The organism is Mesorhizobium sp. M7A.F.Ca.MR.148.00.0.0 (assembly GCF_003997735.1).
Taxonomy (GTDB): Bacteria; Pseudomonadota; Alphaproteobacteria; order Rhizobiales; family Rhizobiaceae; genus Mesorhizobium.
Map to the genome: position 1 here is coordinate 8,406 of NZ_RZTB01000028.1, position 24,654 is coordinate 33,059.

General features: G+C 62.8%; 20 protein-coding genes and 2 tRNA genes. 11 read left to right on the plus strand and 11 right to left on the minus strand.

Going from position 1 to position 24,654, the window contains the following annotated elements; all coding sequences use genetic code 11:
- Positions 1-102: 102 nt before the first annotated feature.
- Positions 103-179: transfer RNA gene (locus EOB49_RS13645), tRNA-Asp, on the minus strand.
- A 216-nt stretch (positions 180-395) separates the two neighbouring features.
- Between EOB49_RS13645 and EOB49_RS13650 the strand changes: the two genes are divergently transcribed.
- Positions 396-471, plus strand: a tRNA-Val gene (locus tag EOB49_RS13650).
- A gap of 63 nt (positions 472-534) precedes the next feature.
- Here EOB49_RS13650 and EOB49_RS13655 read toward each other — a convergent pair.
- The 5 genes from EOB49_RS13655 to EOB49_RS13675 all read right to left on the minus strand — a co-directional run bounded on the left by EOB49_RS13655 (position 535) and on the right by EOB49_RS13675 (position 5,470).
- Complete coding sequence (locus EOB49_RS13655; protein ID WP_127267956.1) at positions 535-1,305, minus strand: SDR family NAD(P)-dependent oxidoreductase; 771 nt, start codon at positions 1,303-1,305, stop codon at positions 535-537.
- Between the two features lie 13 nt (positions 1,306-1,318).
- Positions 1,319-2,314, minus strand: coding sequence for an ABC transporter permease (locus EOB49_RS13660; RefSeq protein ID WP_127381264.1), 996 nt, complete (start codon positions 2,312-2,314; stop codon positions 1,319-1,321).
- Between the two features lie 147 nt (positions 2,315-2,461).
- Positions 2,462-3,502 carry a sugar ABC transporter substrate-binding protein gene (locus tag EOB49_RS13665; RefSeq protein ID WP_127381265.1) on the minus strand — a complete coding sequence of 347 codons (1,041 nt, stop codon included), beginning with the start codon at positions 3,500-3,502 and terminating at the stop codon, positions 2,462-2,464.
- 40 nt (positions 3,503-3,542) lie between these two features.
- A complete protein-coding gene (locus EOB49_RS13670) occupies positions 3,543-4,307 on the minus strand; it encodes an ATP-binding cassette domain-containing protein (RefSeq protein ID WP_127381266.1) in 765 nt (254 codons plus the stop codon).
- Positions 4,304-5,470 (minus strand): ROK family transcriptional regulator, encoded by a 1,167-nt coding sequence (locus EOB49_RS13675; protein ID WP_127381267.1) that lies wholly within the window; start codon positions 5,468-5,470, stop codon positions 4,304-4,306. The genes EOB49_RS13670 and EOB49_RS13675 overlap by 4 nt, the downstream gene beginning before the upstream one ends.
- A 221-nt stretch (positions 5,471-5,691) precedes the next feature.
- Here EOB49_RS13675 and EOB49_RS13680 point away from each other — a divergent pair, with 221 nt between their 5' ends.
- Positions 5,692-6,870: a M24 family metallopeptidase gene (locus EOB49_RS13680; RefSeq protein ID WP_127270913.1), complete on the plus strand. Its 1,179-nt coding sequence runs from the start codon at positions 5,692-5,694 to the stop codon at positions 6,868-6,870.
- Complete coding sequence (locus EOB49_RS13685) at positions 6,857-8,086, plus strand: amidohydrolase (RefSeq protein ID WP_127381268.1); 1,230 nt, start codon at positions 6,857-6,859, stop codon at positions 8,084-8,086. The genes EOB49_RS13680 and EOB49_RS13685 overlap by 14 nt, the downstream gene beginning before the upstream one ends.
- Positions 8,087-8,135: 49 nt before the next feature.
- Here EOB49_RS13685 and EOB49_RS13690 read toward each other — a convergent pair whose 3' ends face one another.
- The gene (locus EOB49_RS13690) at positions 8,136-9,440 is read right to left on the minus strand and encodes a M23 family metallopeptidase (RefSeq protein WP_127381269.1); all 1,305 of its coding nucleotides are present in this window, start codon (positions 9,438-9,440) and stop codon (positions 8,136-8,138) included.
- A gap of 151 nt (positions 9,441-9,591) precedes the next feature.
- Positions 9,592-10,059: a peroxiredoxin gene (locus EOB49_RS13695; protein ID WP_127381270.1), complete on the minus strand. Its 468-nt coding sequence runs from the start codon at positions 10,057-10,059 to the stop codon at positions 9,592-9,594.
- A 95-nt stretch (positions 10,060-10,154) separates the two neighbouring features.
- Here EOB49_RS13695 and EOB49_RS13700 point away from each other — a divergent pair, with 95 nt between their 5' ends.
- Both EOB49_RS13700 and EOB49_RS13705 read left to right on the plus strand, forming a co-directional pair.
- Positions 10,155-13,535, plus strand: coding sequence for a DUF3971 domain-containing protein (locus EOB49_RS13700; protein WP_127381271.1), 3,381 nt, complete (start codon positions 10,155-10,157; stop codon positions 13,533-13,535).
- A 134-nt stretch (positions 13,536-13,669) separates the two neighbouring features.
- Complete coding sequence (locus EOB49_RS13705; protein ID WP_127381272.1) at positions 13,670-14,029, plus strand: hypothetical protein; 360 nt, start codon at positions 13,670-13,672, stop codon at positions 14,027-14,029.
- A gap of 28 nt (positions 14,030-14,057) precedes the next feature.
- Here the strand turns inward: EOB49_RS13705 and tyrS are convergent, their stop codons facing one another.
- On the minus strand, positions 14,058-15,311 hold the full coding sequence (gene tyrS / locus EOB49_RS13710) for a tyrosine--tRNA ligase (protein ID WP_127381273.1): 1,254 nt from the start codon (positions 15,309-15,311) through the stop codon (positions 14,058-14,060).
- 288 nt (positions 15,312-15,599) lie between these two features.
- Between tyrS and EOB49_RS13715 the strand changes: the two genes are divergently transcribed.
- Positions 15,600-17,243: a glycosyltransferase family 39 protein gene (locus EOB49_RS13715; protein ID WP_127381274.1), complete on the plus strand. Its 1,644-nt coding sequence runs from the start codon at positions 15,600-15,602 to the stop codon at positions 17,241-17,243.
- 45 nt (positions 17,244-17,288) lie between these two features.
- Entirely contained in the window at positions 17,289-18,119 is an 831-nt protein-coding gene (locus EOB49_RS13720) for a phosphatase PAP2 family protein (RefSeq protein WP_127381275.1), read from the plus strand.
- An 11-nt stretch (positions 18,120-18,130) separates the two neighbouring features.
- Here the strand turns inward: EOB49_RS13720 and EOB49_RS13725 are convergent, their stop codons facing one another.
- Complete coding sequence (locus tag EOB49_RS13725; RefSeq protein WP_127381276.1) at positions 18,131-18,781, minus strand: FMN-binding negative transcriptional regulator; 651 nt, start codon at positions 18,779-18,781, stop codon at positions 18,131-18,133.
- 21 nt (positions 18,782-18,802) lie between these two features.
- Entirely contained in the window at positions 18,803-19,477 is a 675-nt protein-coding gene (locus tag EOB49_RS13730) for an alpha/beta hydrolase (RefSeq protein ID WP_023669128.1), read from the minus strand.
- A 236-nt stretch (positions 19,478-19,713) separates the two neighbouring features.
- On the opposite strand from EOB49_RS13730, the gene EOB49_RS13735 reads away from it, so the two are divergent.
- From EOB49_RS13735 to sufD, 4 genes are all read left to right on the plus strand, one after another.
- Positions 19,714-20,877: a cysteine desulfurase family protein gene (locus tag EOB49_RS13735; RefSeq protein WP_127381277.1), complete on the plus strand. Its 1,164-nt coding sequence runs from the start codon at positions 19,714-19,716 to the stop codon at positions 20,875-20,877.
- A gap of 187 nt (positions 20,878-21,064) precedes the next feature.
- A complete protein-coding gene (gene sufB / locus EOB49_RS13740; protein WP_127319478.1) occupies positions 21,065-22,582 on the plus strand; it encodes a Fe-S cluster assembly protein SufB in 1,518 nt (505 codons plus the stop codon).
- A gap of 27 nt (positions 22,583-22,609) precedes the next feature.
- The gene (sufC, locus tag EOB49_RS13745) at positions 22,610-23,365 is read left to right on the plus strand and encodes a Fe-S cluster assembly ATPase SufC (protein WP_023810312.1); all 756 of its coding nucleotides are present in this window, start codon (positions 22,610-22,612) and stop codon (positions 23,363-23,365) included.
- 19 nt (positions 23,366-23,384) lie between these two features.
- On the plus strand, positions 23,385-24,653 hold the full coding sequence (gene sufD / locus EOB49_RS13750) for a Fe-S cluster assembly protein SufD (RefSeq protein ID WP_127381278.1): 1,269 nt from the start codon (positions 23,385-23,387) through the stop codon (positions 24,651-24,653).
- The last annotated feature ends 1 nt before the right edge of the window (position 24,654 follow it).

Sequence of the window (24,654 nt, forward strand, 5' to 3'; positions counted from 1 at the left end):
GAATACAAAAAGTTGAAACTCGGCGGAGAAAAAAGTTGAAACTCGGCCAACTAGATTCCGGCGCCACTCCCATTAAACCCTTGCAGAGCAAGGGATTGAGAGTGGCGCGAGTGACGGGGCTCGAACCCGCGACCTCCGGCGTGACAGGCCGGCACTCTAACCAACTGAGCTACACCCGCGCATGGCGAACACGTGTCAGCCGTGTTCGTCGTTGGGGCGCTGGATAAGGGGTTCGCCACCGGGTGTCAAGCGTGACAGGACAGCATAACAGCAAACAGGAGAAGGTTTTTTGACAGCCGGCGTTTTGTTGGCAAAACCGGCATCCAACCAGGGTGTCCTGCGCTCATTTGGCCTTGCGAAGCGGACCCTGACCGCTTAAAGGTCCGGCCCGGAGCGGGCGATTAGCTCAGTTGGTAGAGCGCTTCGTTTACACCGAAGATGTCGGCGGTTCGAGCCCGTCATCGCCCACCATTCCATTGGTCCATTCAAACTGTTGCCAAGACACGGAACCGAGTCGTTCGGTAGGTGCTGCAATCAAGGCGGCAGCAGCCGAAAATCATTGCCCTCCGGCAGCAACTGCCCGCCATCGACGACGATGGTCGTGCCGGTGATGTAGCTGGCATCGTCGGAGGCGAGGAACAGGAAGGCGTTGGCGACGTCGCGCGGGCTGCCGAGGCGGCCGAGCGGGATGGAGTCCTCCATGTTCTTGATGTAGGCAGCACCCCGATGCAGCTCGATCGCTTCGGTGAGGATGTTGCCGGGCTCGACACCGTTGACGGTGATGCCGTAGCCGGAGAATTCGAGCGCGGCGGCACGGATGAAGCCGTTGATGCCGGCCTTGCTGGCCGAATAGTGGCCGTGGCCGGGGCTGGTGACATGCGGGCCGGTGATGGAGGAGGTGTAGAGCATGCGGCCAAAGCCTTGCGCCTTCATCGGCACCAGGGCCGCGCGGCTGGCATTGAAGGTGCCGCGCAGATTGACCGCCATGACGCGGTCCCAGTCGTCGGCGCTGGTGTTCTCGATCAGTTGCCAGGGATAGATGCCGGCATTCTGCACGATGATGTCGAGGCGGCCATGCTGCTTCAGCGCCAGCGCCACGGCGGCCTCGGCGTCGCTCATTTGCGAGATGTCGGTGCGGATGAAGGGGACGCCCAACTCGTCAGCGGTGGCTTGCCCGGCATCGGCCTCGGTGTCGGCGAGCACCAGCCTTGCGCCTTCCTCGGCAAAGCGTAGCGCGATGCCCTTGCCGATGCCGCGGGCGCTGCCGATGATCAGCGCCACCTTGCCTTGTAACCGATTGGTCATGCGAGCCGTCCTGTCATGCGAGTCTTTGGCGAATGGTTTGCTTGAAGGCGTCGAGCAGCACTGCGGCCAGCACCAGCAGGCCGTGGATCACCTGGGTGAAATTGGCCGGCAGGCCCATCAAATTGATCGCCGTGTTGATGGCCGAGAGCAAAAGCACGCCGGCATAGACGCCGGGCAGGGTGCCGACGCCGCCTTTCAGGCTGACGCCGCCGATGACGACCGCGGCGAAGGCGTTGAACAGCAGCCCGACGCCGAGATTGGCGGTGGCGCCCGACGTGCGGATCGCCAGCAGCCAGCCGGCGAGGCCGGCGATGGCGCCGGCAAGCACGAAGGCGATGATGAGATTGCGGTTCACCCGGATGCCGGCGCGGAAGGTCGCGGTCTCGTTGCCGCCGATCATGATGAGGTGGCGGCCGAACGGCGTCTTGGCCATGATCAGCGAAAAGGCGACGAAACAGCCAACCGCGATCCAGGCGGTAAGTGGCAGGCCGACAAGGCGCTGGATGCCGAACCAGCGGATGGCCGGTGCAAGATCCTGCGCCGAGCGGCCGCCCGACACGACCAGCACGAGGCCGCGCACCCAGATGTAGGACGCCAGCGTGATGATGAAAGCGCTCATCTTCACCTTGACCACCAGATAGCCGTTGAAGGCGCCGATGAGGCCTCCGACGGCCAGCGCCAGCAGCAGCGAAACCGGAACCATCAGCCATTCGGGATGCAGTTGCACGCCCATGCCGATGCCCGACGAGCAAAACAGGATACCGACCGCCATGGCGCTAAGCGCTGCGACGGATTCGACCGACAGATCCATGTGGCCGGCGATGATCACCAGCGCCAGGCCGATCGACATGACGCCGAGCACGCTGGAAGCCTCGATGATGTTGGCGAAAATGCCGAGCTGAAAGTAGTTCGGGACGAAGATGGAGAAGACCACCAGCACGAACAGCAGCATGAACCAGACGAGGTTGTCGAGAACGAACTCCAGGGCTTTGCGTGTGCGCGGGTTCATGGGCTGATCCGGTTGGCGCATGCCCCGCGAAATCAATTCGATTTCGTCGGGTTCGGGCGCGGATTCAAATTCGCCACGGCGTCTTTTGGACGCGGCGTTGTGAAGGGGCAGGCTCCGGGCCGTTACGGCCCGGAGCGCTTTCAATGACTACTCGACCGATTTGACGGTGTCCGTCGGCGGCTTCTGGTTGCCCCAGAAGGCCGGGTTGTCGACGTTTTCCTTGGTGATGGCGGCACCGGGGATCTTGATGTTCGGACCCCAGGCTTCCTTGGTCACCGTCGATTTCAAGCCGAGCACGTCGTATTCACCGGGCTTGATCTCTTGCTTCTTGACGATCTTGTCCATGAACATGGCGACGGCCGCGGCCTGCGCGTAGAGCGGCTGCTCGATTTCGGCGTTGAGCCAACCCTTGCGGATCAGGTCGAGGCCGACCGGAGCGCCGTTCGAGCTCATAAGCATGACGTCGCCCGGCTTCTTGCCGGCTGCCTCGAGCGAGGCGACGGCAGCGACCGAAAGGTGCGCGGCATGGCTGAAGATCAGGTCGATGTCCGGGTTCGCCAGCATCTGGTCGGCAACGATTGTGCCGGCATTGCTGGCTTCCCACTGCATGGCCGGAAGCGAGATGATCTTGACGTCGGGAAACGCCTTCATCTTCTCCTCGAAGCCCTTCTGGATGTCGAGCGTATAGGGGTCGCCGGGGTCGCCGAGGACCTGCAGCACCTTGCCCTTCACCGAACCGTGCTTTGCCTTCAGCAGCTTCTCGGCCTGGTCGGCGGCGACGTAGCCGATCTCGACCGTTCCGGCGACAGAGGTGAAGTCGGATGGCGTCGAGGTGATCTGGCGGTCGAACTCGACCACCGGGATGCCGGCGGCCCGGGCCGCCTCGATCGACGGTTTCAGTGCATTGAAGTCGACTGCCGCCAGGATGATGGCCGCCGGCTTCAGCGCGATGACATCGTTCATCTGCGATTGCTGGGCGTCGGTCTTGTTGTCGGCGTTCAGCGTCTTCATCTCGTAGCCGGTCTGCTTCAGGAACAGTTCCAGCGCGCTCACCGAGCCGGTCTGGAACTCGTCCAGCAGGGTCGGCACCATATAGTAGACGATACCCTTGGACTGGGCGAATGCCGGCGTGAGCGTGGCAAAGGCCAGTGCAAGGATACCGAAGACAGCAAGAAGTATTCGCTTCATGTCGTTCGCTCCTCTTTAAGCCGGACCCCTCTTTTGTCCCTCAGCCTGTCGGTCCGGCACCGGCAAGCGTCTCACCGGTGATCATGTTGATCACCGCATCGGGACTTGTTTTATTGCGTGCGACATCGCCGGCCACAACGCCCTGGCGGATCACCACGATCCGGTCGGCGACCTGAAAAGCCTGCTGCATGATATGGGTGATGATGACGACGCCGATGCCCTGGTTCGCCACCTGGCGGATCATGTCGAGGCCGCGCCGTGTCTGTTCGACGCCGAGGGCGGCGAACGGTTCGTCGAGCAGCACCAGCTTGCCGCCCCAGTGCACGAAGCGGTTGAGCTCGATGGCTTGCCGCTGGCCGCCCGAGAGATGCTCGACATTGGCCCGCAGCGAGGGAATGCGGGTGCCGGCATTGGCCAGCGCCTTTCCAACGACGGCTTCCATGGCGTGCTCGTCGAGCACGGGAATGCCGAGAAACTTGCGTGTGATCTCACGGCCCATGAAGAAATTGGCGACCACGTCGACATTGGTGCACAGAGAGAGATCCTGGTAGACGGTCTCGATGCCGGCCGCCTTGGCCTCGGCCGGTGATTTGGCAAGGAATTCCTTGCCCTCGAACAGCATGCGCCCGGAGGTCGGCTCCAGTCCGCCTGATATGATCTTCACCAGTGTCGATTTGCCGGCGCCGTTGTCGCCCAGCAGCGCCACGACCTCGCCCTTGCCGATCGAGAAGCTGATCCCCTTGAGCGCTTCGATCGCGCCATAGTTCTTGGTGACGTTGTCGAGCACCAGCAGGGGTTCACTCATGCCGCAATCTCCCTGCCTTTGAGAAGGTCGCGTTCGCGTTCGCGTTCGGCCGCGAACATCTGCCCGAAGCGAGGTGACAGCACCCCGGAAACCGCCAGGGCGGCGGCGCCGCGCAGCACGGAATGCTGCCCGCCGCGCGCGACCACCACCCTGGGCGTCGTGCGGTCCTTGCGGGCCGAGACGGAGTTGTGCAGGCCTCCGGCCGAACCAGCCAGCATCTCGAGCAGGTCGGTGGACGCCAGCCCGCCGAGGATGACCGTCTCCGGGTCGAACAGGTTCTCGATGACGGCGACGGCGTTGTGAAAGATCGGTGCGACTTCGGCGACCCAATCCGCTTCGCTGCCGTTCCAGCGCCGGAGTGCCTCGAGCGACAAATATCTTTCGAGACAGCCGCTGTTGCCGCACGGGCAAGCCTCGCCGCCCGGAATAACGGGAATGTGCCCGATCTCGCCGGCATTTCCCCAGGCGCCGCGCAAGGCGCTGCCCTCATGAACCATGACGCCGCCAAGGCCAACGCCGAAATAGAGATAGTAATATTCGGAAAACTGGGCGCCGAGGCCGTAGAGGCGCTCGCCCATGGCGGCCGCTGCCATATCGGTTTCAAAGAAGGCCGGCAATCCGGTGGAGGCCGCCAGCCGTTCGCGCAGCGCCACATCCTTCCAGCCGGTCATGGTGGTTGGCCCGACGAAACTCATGGACTCCACGTCGAATGGGCCGGGCAGGGCCATGCCGACCCCGAGCACCCGCCCGCCAGCCCGCAGTCTGGTCAATTCCACCACCATCGCCCCGATCAGCTCGAAGGCGTGGTCCGGCGTCGCATTCGGCGCTTCGCGGTAGATGCTCTCGATCACGTCGCCGCTCAGATTGATCAAGGCGGCGCTGATACCAAGCGGAGTGATGTGGATGCCGACGGCATAGCCGCCCTCGGGGTTGATCCGCAGCGTCGCCGGCGGCAGGCCGCGCCCCTTCGGCTCTTCGCGCAGCGACAGGATGTAGCCCTGATCTTCCAGTTCGCGAACGATGGTCGACACCGTCTGCACGGTGAGGCCGACGCGCCGGGCGATCTCGCCGCGGGCGATCGGTCCATGAAGGCGGATGGACTCAAGCACGATGCGCCGATTGTACGGCCGCCCAAACTCCTGATTGGTCCCCCGCAGTGCCATGCCTTGCGCCCCTTAGGAGAGCCCAGCTTCGCATTGCTTATTTATTCAGTCAAATGGAATTCAAAAATAAATTCACGACGAAGTTTTCCTGGGAAGGCCGTGTAGGGCCTATTCGGTTCAGGACCTGCCCACGCGTCGCCCTGGCCGATTGCCGCCGTGGCGAAACCCCTTCAATGGTGAGCGAACCCCGCGACCGTTGATCTGACAAAGATGGAGCAAAGATGATCGAATTGCCGTTTGCCCGCGACGAGTACCAACAGCGGCTTCGCAAGATCCGCACCGAGATGGCGAAGCGCGGTCTCGAACTCCTTGTCGTCAACGACGTTGCCAACCAGCATTACATCACCGGCTATGATGGCTGGTCGTTCTACACGCCGCAGGTGGTGCTGGTTCCAATCGAGGAGGTCGAGCCGGTCTGGATCGGGCGCGCCATGGATGCGGCCGGCGGTCTTCTGACCGCCTGGATGAAACCGGAAAACGTGGTCGGCTTTCCGGAAGACCATGTTCAGCGCGTCGATCGCCATCCCATGGACTGGATCGCGAGCTGGATCGTCGCCAGGGGCTGGGGTGTCAGACATATCGGCATCGAACTCGAAGCCTATTATTTCTCCCCCAAGGCGCACGCCCGGCTTGTCGCAGGACTTCCCAATGCAAAATGGCATGATGCCGACCTGCTGGTGAACTGGATCCGCGCGGTCAAATCGGCGCCCGAGATCGCCTATTTGCGCAAGGCGTCCACCTTGGCCGAAGCGGCCGTCACGCGGGCCTTCGAGGTGATCGCACCGGGTGTTCGCGAGTGCGATGCCATCGCCGCCATCCAGGCGGCGCAGATCGCAGGCAGCCCGGATTTTGCCGGCGACATCACCGCTCTTCCACCGACAATCCTCGGTGGCGAGAATGCCTCGGCGCCGCACATCATGTGGAGCGACAGGCGGTTCGGAGACAACGAGACGATTGCGCTGGAACTTGCCGGCGTTTGCCGCCGCTATGCCGCAGGCCTCGCCAGGACCATGCAGCTTGGCAAGACGCCGACAAATGTTTCGGACACGGCAAAAGCGGTGATCGAGGGCATGGATGCGGTGCTCGACGCGGTCAAACCGGGAACATCAGCCGAAGCCGTCGAAGCCGCCTGGCGCAAGGTCATCCAGCGCTACGGACTGAAGAAGGAATCGCGCATCGGCTACTCCATCGGCGTCGCCTATCCGCCGGATTGGGGCGAGCATACGATAAGCCTCAGGCCGGGCGACAAGACCGTGCTTGAACCGGGCAACGTCGTTCATTCCATCCTCGGCATGTGGATGGACGGCTGGGGCATCGAGATCAGCGAGACCATCCTGGTCACCGAAACCGGCCATGAGACCCTGACGAAGTTCCCGCGAGAGATCCATGTCAAATCCTGAGGGTTCGGGCAGGGCGGATGGTGTTGCGAAAACCGTGACGACCGATATCGCCGCCGGAATTCTCGATCGGATGATCGAGGTCCGCCGCCACCTGCACCGCAATCCCGAGCTTTCGAACCAGGAGGCCGGCACGCAGCGCTATCTCAGGCAGATGCTGGTGGATCAGGGAATTGCCGACATTCGCGACGTCGTCGGCTTTGGCCTTGCCGTCGATATTGTCGGCACCGGCAAGCCGTCAAATCGAAAGATCGCCATTCGCGCCGACATCGATGCCTTGCCGATCGAGGAGGAGTCCGGCGTCGATTATGCATCGACGAATCCAGGCGTGATGCATGCCTGCGGTCACGACGCCCATGCATCGATGGCTTTCGCAGTGGCCGCGCATCTTCACCGGTCGCGGGACAGTTTTGGCGGCACCGTTCGCCTGATCTTCCAGCCGGCGGAGGAGGACGAACCGTCGGGTGGCAAGCGGGTGGTGGAAGAGGGGCTTCTCGACGACATCGACGCCGCCATCTGCGTCCATGTCGATCCCTACACGCCGTCCGGCAAGATCGCCGTCGGCTCCGGTCCATACACTCTGGCCTGTGACACGTTCGATGTGGTCGTCATCGGCTCGGCCGCGCACGCGGCAAAACCGCATGAAGGTGTCGATGCGTTGGCCGTGGCCTGCTCCCTGGTGAGCGAATTGCAGAAGATCGTTTCGCGCGAGATCGACCCGTACGACCCGCTGGTGATTTGCGTGACGGCCATCAATGGCGGCAACGCCTATAATGTCACCGCCGGCAAGGTCACGTTGAAAGGCACCATCCGCAGCGGCAGCGATGCAACCCGCGAGCGGGCCTGGCGCCGCGTCCGTACGATAGCCGAGGGTACTGCGATGAGCCACGGGGCGCGTGTCGAGGTCGACATCCACAAGGGCGAACCCGGTGTCGTCAACGATGTCGAGATGACTGAGCTGATTGCCGCCAGCGCCAAGGCCTGCATCGGTGCCGACAACGTCCTCAGCACGCCCGGATGGACCATCGCGGACGACTTTGGCTACTACAGCGAAAAACGTCCTTCGGTCTATTTTCGGCTGGGAATCCGCAACGAGGAGATCGGATCGGTCTTTCCGCTCCATCACGCCCGGTTTCGTGTCGACGAGGCTGCGTTGAAGGTCGGCGCGGCCACCCTGGTTACGGCAGTGACGGCGTTTCTGTCGACGGGAGCGCCTTAGTCAGCCATCATGATGGTCATCGGCGCATGGGGCAGGAGCCCAGCATCTCTTACAGATATTGGGCGACCTTCTTGCCGACCGTGAGGAAGCGCAAGGGATCGATCGCTTCGCCATTGTGGCGCACTTCGTAGTGCAGATGCGGGCCGGTCGAGCGGCCGCTGCTGCCGGTCTTGCCGATGACGGCGCCGGCGTCCAGTTTCTCACCGACGGTCACGTCGATCTCGCTGAGATGCCCGTAACGTGTCGCAAAACCATTGCCGTGGTCGACTTCCACCATGCGGCCATAGCCGCCGTTCCAGCCGGCCTTGGTGACGGTGCCGGGTGCGGTGACCTTGGCGGCCATGCCGATCGGGGCCCTGAAATCCATGCCGGAATGCAATGCCGCGGTGCCGAGGATCGGGTCGGTGCGCACGCCGAACGGGCTGGTGACGGAGTGGCCCGGTGCGGGGTTGGTCAGCGGCAACTGGCGCGCTTCCTTCTTGAGATGGTCGAGGGCGTCAAGCGCTTCGTCCAACTCCTTGACCTTGCTGTCGAACATCATGGAGCTGTCGAGCGGGATCAGCGGTCCGCCGACATCGCTGTCGCCCTTGCCGAAATCGCTGTCGACGGGCAGTCCGGCCGCCTCGAGCGCCTGGGTAATGGCATCGGCACTCTTGTAGGCATTGTCGGCAAGCGTGCTGATGCGGGTCAACTGGTCGCTCTCGATGGATTTCAGCGACTGGTTGATCGAGACGAAGAGCTTGTCGGCACGATCGGCGGCTGAATCGTTGGGCAGCGGATCGGAGCGGGTCGACCACAGCGAGAACGGCCTTGTGTCGCCGGCGCCGGGATCGGCGCTCAGGCTGGCGACCGCATAGTTCCGCGCGGGCTCCTTGATGCTGCCGGTCACTTCGGCGCGTTTGTCCGGCTTCGCAACCGCTGCCGCATCTTCGGCCGGCGCTGCGCCGACTTCGCTCTCGGCGCGTTCGAGCAGCGGGCCAAGGCGGCCGTGACGCTGGCTCAGCTGGCTCTGCCGTTCAAGCAGTTCGCTGACCTTGGTTTCCATCAGCTGCTGGTCGAGCAACTGCCGGCTGGTGATGCGGTCGACCTGGGCGCGAAGCGCCGAAATGCGATCTTCATAGGCTTGCTGCATGCGCGCCTGACGCGCCGTGGTGGCGCCGATCAAATCGTCGCGCAGCACGAGATAGGAGGTGGCCATGAGGTAGCCGACGGCAATGGCGGCGAGCGCCGAGCCCATAAAGGCCGCCAGCCACGGTCGGATCGTGAAATGCCTGATCTCGTTGCCCCGGGCGATGATGACCGTATGGGGCTCCTTACGCCTGCCGAAGACTGCGGACTGACCGGTTGCGTTCACGGGACCAAGCTTTCGTTTACGACACCACGACAGCTTGACTACACATTATTAAGGTTAACAAAGGCTTGCAGCGCCGGCTTGCCCGCAGCGAACGCCCGCCAGGCGTGCGTATGGTTGTAAGGGAAACCGGGCCAACCTCGCCGGCAAAACCTCAAAGCGCGCGAACGGCCTCGAGCACCTCTTCCGCATGGCCCTTGACGCGGACCTTGCGCCAAATCCTGGCGATCCGCCCGTCGCGGCCGATCAGGAACGTCGCGCGCTCGACGCCCATATACTTGCGGCCATACATCGATTTCTCGATCCACAGATGGTAGGCTTCGATCACCTTGCGCTCCTCGTCGGCGGCGAGGTCGATGGTGAGATTGTATTTCGACTTGAACTTGTCGTGCTTCTTGACGGGGTCGGGCGACAGGCCGATCACCACGGCGCCGGCCTTCTCGAAGTCCGGCTTCAGCTGCGAGAAGCTGATCGCCTCCTGCGTGCAGCTTGTTGTGTCGTCCTGCGGATAGAAATACAGCACGATGGGCTTGCCGGACGATGCGGCAAGGCTGACTGATCCGCCGCCGTCCCGCGGCAGGTCGAATTGCGGCGCGAGATCGCCTACGTCGAGGTCAGCCATACCGATGCCCTTGTTTGAGGTTACGCGCGAAGCCACACCGATATAGTGTCGGACGGGGATTCGTCCACGATCGAGTTCGTACAACGGAAAATTGCGTGGATCAGGAGCGACCGCAGCACGAGAAGATCCGGTTCAGGCGTGATGAGATCACCGACCTGGGGACCTTTCCGTCCGCCTGCCGTGTGCCGCCGCTCGGTCAGGCTTCGATCGGACGCGGTTTTCGCATCCTGTCGCGACTGTTCGCCGGTCTGGTCGCTTTCGTGCTGCTGGCCGCCGTGCTCGTTTATCTGGTTGGCGCCTCCGGCATCGGAGCCGACCGGCTTCGCACCGAGGCGGAAACGGCGCTCGAGAAACTGGCGGGCGTCGATGTCAATGTCGCGGTCGGGCCTGCCCGCATCACGCTCGACGGTTCGAGTTTCATCGCGCTTCAGGTCAGCGACGTCAGTTTGAAGACATCGGACGGCAAGCCGATGGCCGATGCCGGCCGCGTGCGCTTCGGCGTGCGTCTGTTCCCGCTGCTGTGGGGAGATGTGCGGCTGACCAGCGCCAGGATCTCGGATGCCCGCATCGTCGTGGCTGCGATGCCGTCAGGCGGCGACTGGACCGCCGGCCTGCGCAATGCGGACGGCCTCATCGATCCGGAGAAGCTGTCCGCCGCGGTGTTCGGAAACATCAACCACGCACTCGATGCCGTGCGGGAGGATTCGCTGCGCCGGATCGACCTTCGCAATGTCGAATTCGTGCTGCCCGAAACCGGAGCGATCAAGCTCGTCAAGATCACCGACGCCACCGTCGTGCAGTCGGGCCCGGGCGGCATGCAGTTCTCGTCCACGGCGGACATCGACGGCAGGACGGCTACCGTTGCCGCTTCCGCCTCCCGCGATATCGCGGCGCACCGCGTCACGGCACTGGATGCGAGCGTCGATCTGGCCGATACCGGCGATATGGCGGCCGCTGCCGGCAAGCTGGGAACCGTCGCGCTGAAGCTGACGGGATCGGAAGGGTTCGGCGCGAACGCATCGCGGCTGACGGCCGCTTTGTCGTCGACGGGTTCTGTCCTCGATCTCGGCACGCGAGGACTGCTGCCGGCGGACGTCGATATCAATGCGACGCTGGTTGCGGGCAGCAACAAGATCCAGGTCGACAGATTGCTGCTGAAGACCGGCCGCTCGACATTCGATTTCGCCGGTTCGATCGGGCCGAAGCCGGCAAGCGGAGCGGTGGGTGAAGAACCCTCCTATCGCTACGACCTGACCAGCGACGGATCGTCGCTTGCGCCTTCGGAGTCGCCCGAGCCAGCGCTCACCTTCCTGGCCCGGATTGCCGGCGTCTACAATACGGTGAGCCACAAATTGGTCGCCGAGCAGATCGCGCTCCGGTCCGCCGGCTCCGGCGAGATGCTTGGCACCGCCGCCGTGGCGTTCGTCGACGGCAAAGTGCCGGGGATCAATCTGGCGTTCAACATCCACGACATGCAGGTCTCTCACGTCAAGCAGCTGTGGCCGTGGTTTTCGGCGCGCAATGCCCGGCTCTGGGTGCTGGCCAATCTGTTCGGCGGCCGTGTCGTCGACGCCAACCTTCAGTTCCAGGTGGTGCCGGGCCGCCTGGGCAACGGCGTGCCGCTTTCGGCCGATGAGGTGTTCGGCCGCTTCCAGATCGAGGGATCGCGCTTCGACCCCGCCGGCCGCATCCCGCCGATACGCGACGCGGTCGGCGTCGTCGGTTTCCACGGCAACGATGTCGATATCTCGCTCTCCTCGGGCACCGTCTACATGCCCAGCGGCCGCACCGTGGCGGCCAGCAACGGCACGCTGACGGTCAAGGCGGCCAACCGCCCGCCGGTCGTCGGCGCGCTCGATATCGACGTCGACGGCGAAGCGTCGGCCGTAGCCGAACTCGCATCCTACGAGCCGATCAACGCCATGCGCCATGTCGGCATCCTGCCGGAAGACCTGTCGGGCAGCGTCACCGGCCACGTCAAGGCGGATATTCCGCTGCAGTCCGGTGTCGACTCCTCGAAGCTCGATTGGCTGGTGTCGCTCGACTACAGCGGCATGTCGTTGGCCAAGCCTTTCGAGGGCCAGATCGTGACGGATGCCGACGGTTCGATCACGGTCGATCCGGAGAAGGCGGTGATCTCCGCCAAGGCATTGCTGAACGGCATTCCGGCCGAACTCGATCTGGTCGAGCCGCTCAGGGATGACGGGCCGGCGCGCAGCCGCAAAGTGGCTCTGGTGCTTGACGACAAGATCCGCGCCGCCGCCATGCCCGGCCTGAAGCCGCTGCTTGCCGGAACGGTGAAGGTCGCAATCGACAAGAACGGCGGCGGCGACCAGAACGTCTCGGCCGATCTGACCAACGCCAGGCTGGACATTCCCTGGGCCGGCTGGAGCAAGGGGGCAGGGGTTCCTGCCAATGTCACCTTCGTCATGACCAAGTCCGGCGACACCACGACGCTGTCCGACTTCGATCTCGACGGAAAGTCGTTCTCCGTCGACGGCAGCATCGTGCTGGTCAATGGCGCCTTGTCGTCGGCGCGGTTCAGCAAGGTCACCTTGAACAGGGGCGACGACGTTGCCGTGTCGGTGAAGCGGTCGGGCAAGGGCTATGCGGTCGACATATCGGGCAACGCGCTCGATGCCCGCTCGCTGATCAAGCAGTTCACCTCGGACGTCGACACGGCTACCAAGACCACCGGTTCCGATGCCATTTCCGTCAGCGCCGATGTCGATCAGCTGACCGGTTTCCATGACGAGCAACTGTCCAATTTGAAGCTCGACTACAGTGCTGCCGGTTCGCGAGTGAACGGGCTGAAGGTCAGCGCCACGGCAAGTTCGGGCGCCGCCATTTCAATCAGCAACACCACCGGTGCCGGCCAGCGCTCGCTCAACATGCAGTCCGCGGACGCCGGCGCCATCCTGAGATTCCTCAATATCTACGAGCATATGGAAGGCGGAACGATCACCCTGGCGCTTGCGGGGCCGAGCGACGGATCGCTGAGGGGCAAGGTCGACACCAGCAACTTTTTCGTGGTCAATGAACCGAAATTGGCCTCCATCGTCTCGACCACGCCGGCCGGCGACAACCGCAGCCTCAATCAGGCGGTCAAGGGCAAGCTCGACACGTCGCGGGTGAAGTTCGAACGCGGCTACGCCGAGATCGACAAGGGCAGCGGCTATCTGAAACTGGCCAATGGCGTGCTGCGTGGACCGCGCATCGGCACCACGTTCCAGGGCACGCTCTACGACCAGAACAACAACATGGACATGACCGGCACATTCATGCCGGTCTATGGCCTCAATCGCATCTTCGGCGAATTGCCCATCGTTGGCGCGTTGCTCGGCAATGGCCGCGACCGTGGCCTGATCGGCGTCACCTACCGGCTCAAAGGCAATGCCAACAAGCCGCTGCTGGACATCAATCCGCTGTCGGTGATCGCGCCCGGAATATTCAGGTCGATTTTTGAGTATCGGTGAATGGCGCGGATCATGGTCGCCAGGATATTGATTGCATTGGGTGCTGGTGCCGCACTCTTGGTCATCGCCGGCGGGTCACTCAACGCGTCCAATTTCTGCTTTGCGCAGCGCAGGTTCCTGTCAGAGACGAGCTCTTGGCGGCTGCCGTTGCGGATATTCCAAAGCTTGTCGAACTTACTCAGGAGAGAGGAAGGTCTCTTCTGAGGTATGCAGACAAGTCTACCGATTTTTCCAATGTCACAATCGTCAACTACAAAGACGCTTCTGATTTTATGCAGAATAACCCAAACTGCTGTCGCATTGTTCGCTTTGACGGACCGCGTGAGCCTCTCTTCCCGCCGGATTGGTGGACCGTAGTGTCAGGCTATGCAGCAAAAATTGTCACCGTGAATTTCAAGCTGCGTTTCCTGACCCCGACGGGCAAAGAATCTTTCCAAAATGATCCTTTTTACGTCTGGATAGATTCTTGTGGGAAAATCAAACCGTACGCCTAGGAGGCGGCCGGCATGGATCGAGTTCTGCTCAAACCGGCCGTACCAGAATGTGTTTTTTCTTTCCCAGAGAAAGCTTTACGACGTTTTCCGGACTCAAATCCTGAGGCGTCACCAGCCGGCGCTCGTCGCTCACCGGCTCGTCGTTCAGGCGCACGGCACCGCCCTGCACATGCCGCCGCGCTTCGCCGTTCGACGCCGCCAGTCCCGCGGTGACCAGCAGCGACAGGATGCCGACGCCGGTTTCAAGCACCGTTTTGTCGACCTCGACAGTCGGCAGCGACTCCGCGAGCGCGCCTTCCTCGAAGGTCTTGCGCGCCGTATCGCTGGCTTGCTCGGCGGCTGCACGGCCGTGCAGCAGGGCGGTGATCTCGGTGGCGAGGATCTTCTTGGCCTCATTGATCTCGGATCCGCCGAGCCGTTCGAGCCGCGCCACCTCGTCCAGCGGAAGCGTCGTGTAGAGCTTCAGGAAGCGCGCGACGTCGGCATCCTCGGTGTTGCGCCAGTACTGCCAGAATTCGTAGGGGCTCAGCATCTCCGCATCGAGCCAGACCGCGCCCGAAGCCGACTTGCCCATCTTGGCGCCCGACGAGGTGGTGAGCAGCGGCGTGGTCAGCGCATAGAGCTGCGCGTCCTCCATGCGGCGGCCGAGATCGATGCCGTTGATGATGTTGCCCCATTGGTCGGAGCCGCCCATCTGCAGGCGGCAGCCGAGACGCTTGTAGAGCTCGACGAAATCATAGGCCTGCAGGATCATGTAGTTGAATTCGAGGAACGACAGCGACTGCTCGCGATCGAGCCGCAGCTTGACGGAATCGAACGCCAGCATGCGGTTGACGGAAAAGTGACGGCCGACATCGCGCAGGAAATTGACGTAGTTGATCTCCATCAGCCAGTCGGCGTTGTTGACCATGATGGCGTCGTTCGGACCGCTGCCGAATTTGAGGTAGGGCATGAAGTTGCGGCGGATGCCAGCCAGATTGTCTTCGATGTCCTGTGGGGTCAAAAGCTTGCGCGCCTCGTCCTTGAAGGACGGGTCGCCGATCATCGAGGTGCCGCCGCCCATCAGCGCGATCGGCCGGTGACCGGTCTGCTGAAGCCAGTGCAGCATCATGATCTGGATCAGCGAGCCGGCGTGCAGGCTCTTGGCGGTGGCGTCGAAGCCGATATAGGCCGTCACCGTTTCCTTGGCGAAGATAGTGTCGAGACCGGCATCATCCGAAGTCTGGTGGATGAAACCGCGCTCGCTCATCGTGCGCAGGAAATCCGATTTGAAGGCAGGCATTTTTTCTTTCCCGAAAGCGTCCGGCCAGCGTGGCTCGGGTGTGCATGAACGCGGGCGTTTAGCATCCAAGCGCGATCAGCAAAAGTGGTTTCCGGTTTTGCGCCTGATCGCGCGTCAGACAAAGGTCCAGCGATCAGCAAAAGTGGTTTCCTGTTTTGCAGCCCGCGCGGATGGCATTTGCGAATCCTTGCTTCGTCGTTTGGGCTGGCGTATTGAGGCGCCGCGCAGGGCAGGGCCTGAGGCGCCGCGACGGGGCCATCCCGCAGATCAGATCCGGAAAGCTCCGCGATGAACAGGAACTATCTTTTTCTCTTTCTGTTCAGCGTGCTGATGACTTTCAGTGGACTGGCGAGCCTTCCACCCGTCGACCGGGACGAGTCCCGTTTTGTCCAGGCCACCAAGCAGATGGTCGAAACCTCCGACTATGTCGACATCCGTTTTCAGGATGCCTCGCGCTACAAGAAGCCGATCGGCATCTACTGGCTGCAATCGGCGGCCGTGGCGCTGAGCGGCGAGGGGGCGGCGGCACCGATCTGGGTCTACCGCCTCGTCTCCATGCTTGGCATTGCCTTGGCCGTCGTCGGCATTGCCTGGACAGGCACCAAGCTGTTCGGGGCCAATGCCGGTCTCGCCGCCGGCCTGATGATGGCGGCCATCTTCGCCACCGCCTTCGAGGGCCGTGACGCCAAGACCGACGCCATGCTGCTGGCCTGCTGCGTGGCGGCGCAAGGCGCGCTCGCCCAGATCTATCTGGCAGCGCGCCGCAACGAACCGGTAGCCGCCCATCTGCCGTGGATTTTCTGGGCCGCTCAAGGCCTTGGAATCCTTATCAAGGGGCCGGTGGCTCCGCTGTTGTCGGTGCTTACGGTCGCCGCCCTGTTTGCCTTCGAGCGCGACTGGCGCTGGCTCCTGAAGCTGAAGCTTATGCGCGGTGTCGCCCTGGTGCTGCTCATCGTGCTGCCCTGGGTCGCCCTCATCACCTGGAAGAGCGGCGGCGCCTTCCTCAGTGATGCCGTCGGCAAGGACATGATGGCCAAGGTCGCCTCGGGCGAGGAATCGCACGGTCTGCCGCCCGGTTTCTACATGCTGACCTATTCCTTGTTCATGTGGCCGTTCGGTCTGATCGCGGTCGGCGCCGGGCTGCAGGCCCTCAACCGTCTGCGCGACGATCCCCGGCTGCGTTTCTGCCTCGCCTGGTACATTCCGTTCTGGCTGGTGTTCGAGCTGATCCCGACCAAGCTGCCGCATTATGTCCTGCCGGCCTATCCCGGCATGGCGCTGCTGATCGGCTGGCTGCTGACCTTGTCGCCGCAGGAGGCGAATGCGCCGCTCAGGCGCTGGCAGGATTGGTTGTGGTGGTCGACCGCATTCGGTCTTGCCGTGGTCAGCCTTGGCCTGGCGGTGGTCTGCGTCGGAGCGCCGGTCTATCTCACCGGCGCCTTCTCCTGGTGGAGCATCCCGGCCGCCGCTGCGGCGCTGGCGGCGGGATATTTTGCTTTTTCCCGACAGCTGCAAGTGCCGCTCTTGCGCATCGGCGCAATCGCCGTCTGCGCGGGCATCACCTATGGGCTGTTGTTCGGCGTCATCGCGCCTTCGCTGAAGCCGATCTGGCTGAGCCCGGCGATCGAGGCGGCGTTCCAGGCCAACAGGCCTTGCGACACCACGGTGCTCGCTTCGGCGGAATATCACGAGCCGAGCCTGGTGTTCCTGGTCGGCACCAAGACCGTCCTGACCGATGTCGATGGCGTCGCCAAGCATCTGCTCGGCGATCCTGCCTGCGCCCTGGCGCTGGCGCAGGTCGGCGACGAGCAGAAACTGAATGGGTTGCTGGCGGCGCAAGGCAAGTCGGCGAACCGCGTTGCCGAGGTCGACGGCCTCAACTATTCGTCGGGAGACAAGCTGTCGCTCGGCCTCTATCGTGTAACCCAGTGACGGCTCGCCGATGCCCATGACGGCGACAATGGGGTCGAATTTCCTATGCTGGTGAAATCACGCCCGCCCGTTTCGAGCCTGCTCCTTGGAGTAGGGCGCCGGTCGCTCGACAATTTTCGCGATACGATGCAGATCGCCAAAAGCCGCCTTGCCACCCGTCCGGCCAGATACCCGAACGTTTTGTGGTCGGTCTGGGTGCTGGTCTGGATTTTGCTGACGGCGGTTGCGTTTGTTCGTCTCGACACCCCGGCCGGAATGCTTCACGGCAAATGGTCGGCGGGATTTGCCCGGACTGCCGACTTTTTCACCCAGTTCGGCCTGGGTGGCTGGTATCTCATTCCCTCAGTGCTTCTGCTTGTCGCCGCGAACCTGACGGATTGGCGAAGCCTCTCGCGGCGCTCGCTGATGCTGCTCTACAACTGGACCTGCCTGGCTTTTCTGGTGCTGTGCGCCACCGGCCTGTCGGGGATCGCCGTCAATGTGCTGAAATATGCCATTGGCCGGGCTCGCCCGCTCTATTACGAGGACTTTGGCGTGCTTACCCTGCACCCCTTCGCTTTCGATGCGCGCTTCGCCGGCTTTCCGTCCGGCCATGGTACGACGATGGGCGCGGTGTTCGGGGTCGCTTTGCTGTTGTTTCCGCGGCGTTGGTACATCGCCCTGGCGATCACCGCTTGTATCGCCTCGACCCGTATCTTCGTTGGCGCGCACTATCCCAGCGACACCGTCGCCGGCTTCGTCCTTGGCTGCGGCTTCGCGCTCGCCTGCGGGCTGGTCTTTGCCCGGCTCGGCTTCATTTTCCGGCCGATGCCGTCGGGACTGCCGGTCCGCAAGAGAACGTTTCGGCTGATCGGACCGACAAGGAAGGCTGCCTGAGCATTCGAAGTTCAGTTGCCGTCCAGTCCGCCATAGGATCTGACCAGGCCGGCCATGCCGGGCGACTGGTGGTCTTCGCTTTCCAGCCCCTGTGCAACGCCGACGCGATCGGCGACCGGCCGGTTCTGGCTGACCTTCCACTTGCCGTGGATTTCGCTGATCTCGATTTCCAGCCCGATAATGCCCTTGATCTGCGACTGGATGAAGGGCTCCGGCGCATCGGTCACCGCCCAGGGCGCGGCGCGGGCGCCTTCCTGGGATATGGTCAGATCGGCGATCTGCTGCGCCAGCCAGTCCTGGTCATCCATCACCTTGACGGTGCCGCGGACCTGCACGATGGCATAATTCCAGGTCGGCACCACCTTGCCGGTCTCGCGCTTGGTCTCGTACCAGGACGGCGTCACATAGGCATCGCTGCCCTGGAAGACGATCAGCACGGGTGACGCCGGGTTGTCGGCCAACAGGCACCATTGCGGGTTGGCCCGCGCCAGATGGGCGCGCAGCCTGCCGTTCGGCCCGATTTCCGCGTCGAGCAGGAACGGGACAGCGTTGGCGACCGGCCCATCGGGCCCGTTGGAAACCAACAGGCCCAGCGGATGCGTCCGGATCAGCCCGTGCAGGATTTCCGGCCGCGTTTCCCTGAAATGAGGAGGTTCGTACATCGCCGTCCGTTCTTTCCTTGTTTATCTCAGCCGCTTCGGACGCGGATCCGACAATTCGCCGGCCAGCCGGCGGTCGAGATAGTCGGCGCATTCCTCGAGCAGCAGGTCGGCATCGTTGGCGAAGAAATGGTTGGCGCCGGGCAAGGTCTTTTGCGTGATGGTGATGCCCTTCTGCGTGTGCAGCTTGTCGACCAGACCCTGCACATCCTTCGGCGGCGCCACCTTGTCGGCATCGCCATGGATGATCAGGCCCGATGACGGGCAGGGCGCCAGGAACGAGAAATCATAGGTGTTGGGCTGCGGCGCGATCGAAATGAAGCCTTCGATCTCCGGCCGGCGCATCAGAAGCTGCATGCCGATCCAGGAGCCGAAGGAGTAGCCGGCGACCCAGCAGCTCTTGGAATCGGGATGCAGCGACTGCACCCAGTCCAAAGCGGCGGCGGCGTCCGACAGCTCGCCGGTGCCATGGTCGAACTCGCCCTGGCTGCGGCCGATGCCGCGGAAATTGAAGCGAAGCGTGGTGAAATCCCGCTTCTGGAACATGTAGAAGAGGTCGTAGACGATCTTGTTGTTCATCGTGCCGCCGAATTGCGGGTGCGGGTGCAGGACGATGGCAATCGGCGCGCTCTTTTCCTTGGAAGGCTGATAGCGACCCTCCAGGCGGCCGGCAGGACCGGTGAAAATGACCTCAGGCATAAAATACTCCACTTGGTAATACGAACGCGCGGTGCCTGGAACGTTTCCTCTGGCCTTGACGCAGGGCGAGCGTCTTCTTAGAAGCTAGTTTAGAATTGTTCAAAACTGAGTGGCAAGACATCGAGCCCGGCCACCCGCGCCGCAAGCCGCGTAAATAGGACGGCTCGCCTTGGAATTTCAAGGAAATAACGCCATACGACAGCGGAATGGCTTCTGACGGGATTTGACGGACGAAAATGGCCGGAATACGCGCCTATCTCGACTACAATGCCAGTGCGCCGCTGCTTGCCGTGGCCCGCGAGGCTATGGTCGCGGCCCTTGACGTCGCGGCCAATCCGTCATCGGTTCACGCCGAGGGGCGCGCGGCCCGCCGCCTGATCGAGACCGCCAGGCGTGACGTGGCGGCGCTAGTCAACGCCAAGGCGGAGCATGTCGTGTTCACCTCCGGTGCCACGGAAGCAGCCTCGACGCTGCTGTCACCCGACTGGCAGATGGGGCGCGGCACGGTGCGTATGAGCCGGCTTTACGTGTCGGAGGCCGATCATCCCTGCCTGTTGAACGGCGGACGGTTCCCCGCAGCGCAGGTGACGCGGATCGGCGTCGACGCCAACGGCATCGCCGATCTCGGCGCCTTGGCGTCGGCGCTCGGCGGTCACGACAAGAGCGAAGGCCTGCCGCTGGTCGCCATCCACGCCGCCAACAACGAAACCGGCGTCATCCAGCCGATCGATCGCATCGCCGGGATCGTCAAGGCGGCGGGCGGCATCCTCATTGTCGACGCCGTGCAGGCCGCAGGGCGTGTTTCGACCGATCTATCAACGGGTTACGCCGATTATCTGATACTGTCCTCGCACAAGATCGGTGGTCCCAAGGGCGTCGGCGCCATCGTCGCGGCTTCCGATTTGATGATGCCGAAGCCGTTGATCAATGGCGGCGGCCAGGAAAAGGGCCATCGCGGCGGCACTGAAAATCTCGCTGCCATTGCCGGTTTTGGCGCGGCCGCCCGCGAGGCCCTAGAGGGATTGCCGGCCATGGATGCGGTGCGCCAGCGCCGCGACGAGATCGAGGCCATCGTCAAATCGCTGGTGCCGGACGCGGAAATCTTCGGAACCGGTGCGCCAAGGCTTGCCAATACGGCATTCTTCGCTATTGCGGGCGTCAAAGCCGAAACCGCGCAGATCGCCTTCGATCTGGCCGGTGTAGCGCTGTCGGCTGGCTCTGCCTGCTCGTCTGGCAAGGTCGGACCGAGCCATGTGCTGAAAGCCATGGGATACGGCGACAGTCTCGGCGCCTTGCGGGTGTCCATCGGACCCGCGACCGGCGCGGAAGACATCGAGCTGTTTCGCGTCGCACTGGCGGGAATTACCGCACGTAGGGCGGATAGAGAACGGGCCGCGTAGCGGTTGGACGAATTTGGGCCTTTCGGCCTGGTAGAGCCGTGCGTTTCATGCTGGCCGGGTGAATTCCCGGTCGAAGCGCACTATATTAAACTTACGCTGCCGCGAGCACCTCTTCGGGGTTCGTTTTTGGCGGTGCCATAGTTTGAAAACTGTCGGGCCTTGACCCCGGCGTGGATGGAGAACGCATATGCCTGCTGTGCAGGACACGATCGATCGGGTCCGAAAGATCGACGTCGACCAATACAAATACGGATTCCAGACCGAAATCGCGATGGACAAGGCCCCCAAGGGCCTCAGCGAAGACATCATCCGTTTCATTTCGGCCAAGAAGGATGAGCCGTCCTGGATGCTGGAATGGCGTCTGGAAGCGTATCGCCGCTGGCTGACGCTTGACGAGCCGACCTGGGCGCGCGTCCACTATCCGAAGATCGATTTCCAGGACATCTATTTCTACGCGGCGCCCAAGAGCACGCCCGGCCCGACCTCGCTCAGCGATGTCGATCCCGAACTGTTGAAAGTCTACGAAAAGCTTGGCATTCCGCTGCGGGAGCAGGAAATCCTTGCCGGCGTGCAGAAGACCGACGCCTCGGAGCTCGAGGAAGTCAGCGATAACGTCTACAAATCGGGCCGCGTCGCTGTCGACGCCGTGTTCGATTCCGTCTCCGTCGTCACCACCTTCAAGAAGGAACTGGCGCAGGCCGGCGTCATCTTCTGCTCGATCTCGGAAGCCATCCGCGAGCATCCGGAGCTGGTGAAGAAATATCTCGGTTCGGTCGTGCCGACCTCCGACAATTACTACGCCACGCTGAATTCGGCTGTGTTCACCGACGGCTCGTTCGTCTTCGTGCCCAAGGGCGTGCGCTGCCCGATGGAGCTGTCGACCTATTTCCGCATGAACGAGAAGAACACCGGCCAGTTCGAGCGCACGCTGATCATTGCCGAGGAGGGGGCTTACGTCTCCTATCTCGAGGGCTGCACGGCGCCGCAGCGCGACGAGAACCAGTTGCATGCCGCCGTCGTCGAACTGGTGGCGCTCGACGATGCCGAGATCAAATATTCGACGGTGCAGAACTGGTACCCCGGCGACGCCGAGGGCAAGGGCGGCATCTACAATTTCGTCACCAAGCGCGGCGACTGCCGTGGCGACCGCTCCAAGATTTCATGGACGCAGGTCGAGACCGGTTCGGCGATCACCTGGAAATATCCGAGCTGCATCCTGCGCGGTGACGATTCCCAAGGTGAGTTTTATTCGATCGCCGTGTCGAACGGCTACCAGCAGGTCGACAGCGGCACCAAGATGATCCATCTCGGCAAGAACACGTCGAGCCGCATCATCTCCAAGGGCATCGCCGCCGGCTTCTCGCAGAACACCTATCGCGGCCAGGTCTCGGCGCACCGCAAGGCGACCAACGCCCGCAACTTCACCAACTGCGACAGTCTGCTGATCGGCGACCAGTGCGGCGCGCACACCGTGCCCTACATGGAAGCCAAGAACTCGACGGCGCAGTTCGAGCATGAAGCGACGACATCGAAGATTTCCGAGGACCAGAAATTCTATGTCATGCAGCGCGGTATCCCTGAAGAGGAAGCGATCGCGCTGATCGTCAACGGCTTCGTCAAGGACGTCATCCAGCAACTGCCGATGGAGTTCGCGGTCGAGGCGCAGAAGCTGATCGGGATTAGCCTTGAGGGCTCGGTCGGCTGACCGGATATATATTCAGGAAACGAAAAAATGCTTGAAATCAGAAATTTGCACGCCCGTATCGTCGATGACGGCACCGAAATCATCCGCGGCCTGAACCTGACGGTGAAAGCCGGCGAGGTCGCCGCGATCATGGGGCCGAACGGGTCGGGCAAGTCGACGCTGTCCTACATCCTTGCCGGCCGCGAGGACTATGAAGTCACCGAGGGCGACATCCTCTACAACGGTCAGTCGATCCTCGAAATGGATCCGGCCGAGCGCGCCACGTCAGGCATTTTCCTCGCCTTCCAGTATCCGATGGAGATACCGGGCGTTGCCACCATGGAATTCCTGAAGGTGGCGATGAACGAGCAGCGCAAGGCGCGTGGCGAGGAGCCGCTGAAGATCCCGGAATTCCTCAAGCGCGTGAAGGAAGCCGCCGCCTCGCTCAGCATGGATATGGCGATGCTCAAGCGGCCGCTCAATGTCGGCTTCTCCGGCGGCGAGAAGAAGCGGGCAGAGATCCTGCAGATGAAGCTGCTGGAGCCGAAACTGTGCGTGCTCGACGAGACCGATTCCGGCCTCGACATCGATGCGCTGAAGATCGTGTCCGACGGCGTCAACGCGCTGCGCGCGCCGGACCGGGCGTTCCTGGTCATCACCCACTACCAGCGCCTGCTTGAGCACATCGTGCCCGACACCGTGCACGTGCTCTACAAGGGTCAGGTCATCAAGTCAGGCGACAAGTCGCTGGCGCTCGACCTGGAAGCCAACGGCTATGCCGGCGTGATCGGCGAAGCAGCGTGAGATGCCAGAGGGCAGTTTGATGAATATGCACGCACAACCGCAGCGGACACCGGCCGAGACAGCGTTGATCGACGCGTTCGGCGACCGGTTGTCGCTGCTGCCGGGCGACGGCGCGGTGATGCTGAAGCGCGACGACGCCATCGAGACGATCAAGCACGGCCTGCCGACGCGGCGTGTCGAATCCTGGCACTACACCGACCTGCGCCGGTTGCTGAATACCGTGCCGGACTTCGATCCGGCCGCCATGGCCAAGGGCACTGCGCCGATCGTCGACGGTTCCACCGTGGTGTCGATCCTGAACGGCAAGTCCGACGCCAAAGTGCCGGTTCTTGAAGGCGTCTCTTTCCAGCGCCTGTCGGAAAAGCTGGTCGACGGCAGCGCAGCACCTGGGCTCGACCCCTATGGCAGCGACGATGCCATTGGCGCGCTCAACACCGCTTTTGTCGCCGACGGGTATTTTGTCGACATCGCCGATGGTGTGGAACTTGAAAAACCGGTCGAGCTGCAGAACCTGCAGGCCGGCGGCCAGACCCATGTGCGCCTGGCCGTTCGCGTCGGCGCCGGCGCCAAGGCCGTTATCGTCGAACGGCAGACGGGTGATGGCGCTGCCTTGGGCAGCTCGGTCAGCCAGGTCGTGCTCGGCGAGGGCGCCGAGGTGACGTGGCTGATCGTCCAGGAGCAGCCGGAAACGGCGACGCATCTGGCGCAGTTCAAGGCCCATATCGGCAAGAATGCGAAACTGACGTTGTTCGTCATGAACGCCGGCGGCAAGCTCGTGCGCCAGGAGATCATGGTCAGGACGACTGGCGAAGGCGCCGATTTCAAGCTTCGCGGCATCAACCTCCTGGCCGGCGACACCCACACCGACGTGACCATGGTTCTCGACCATGCCGTGCCGCACACGACCTCGACGGAGATCATCCGCAACGTGGTGACGGGCAAGGCGCGCGGTGTGTTCCAAGGCCGCATCAACGTCCATCAATATGCGCAGAAGACCAACGCCAAGATGGCCTGCAACACGCTGTTGCTGTCGGACGACGGCGAGTTCTCGACCAAGCCCGAGCTTGAAATCTTCGCCGACGACGTGATTTGCGGCCATGGCGCGACGGTCACCGAAATCGACCACAACCATCTGTTCTACCTGATGGCGCGCGGCGTCGACGAGAAAAGCGCGCGGGGCCTGCTTGTGAAGGCCTTCGTCGCGGAGGTGATCGAGGAACTGGACGACGAGGCGATCGTCGAGGCGCTGGAAGCGCGGCTCGACGGCTGGTTCGCGGCACACGGGTGAT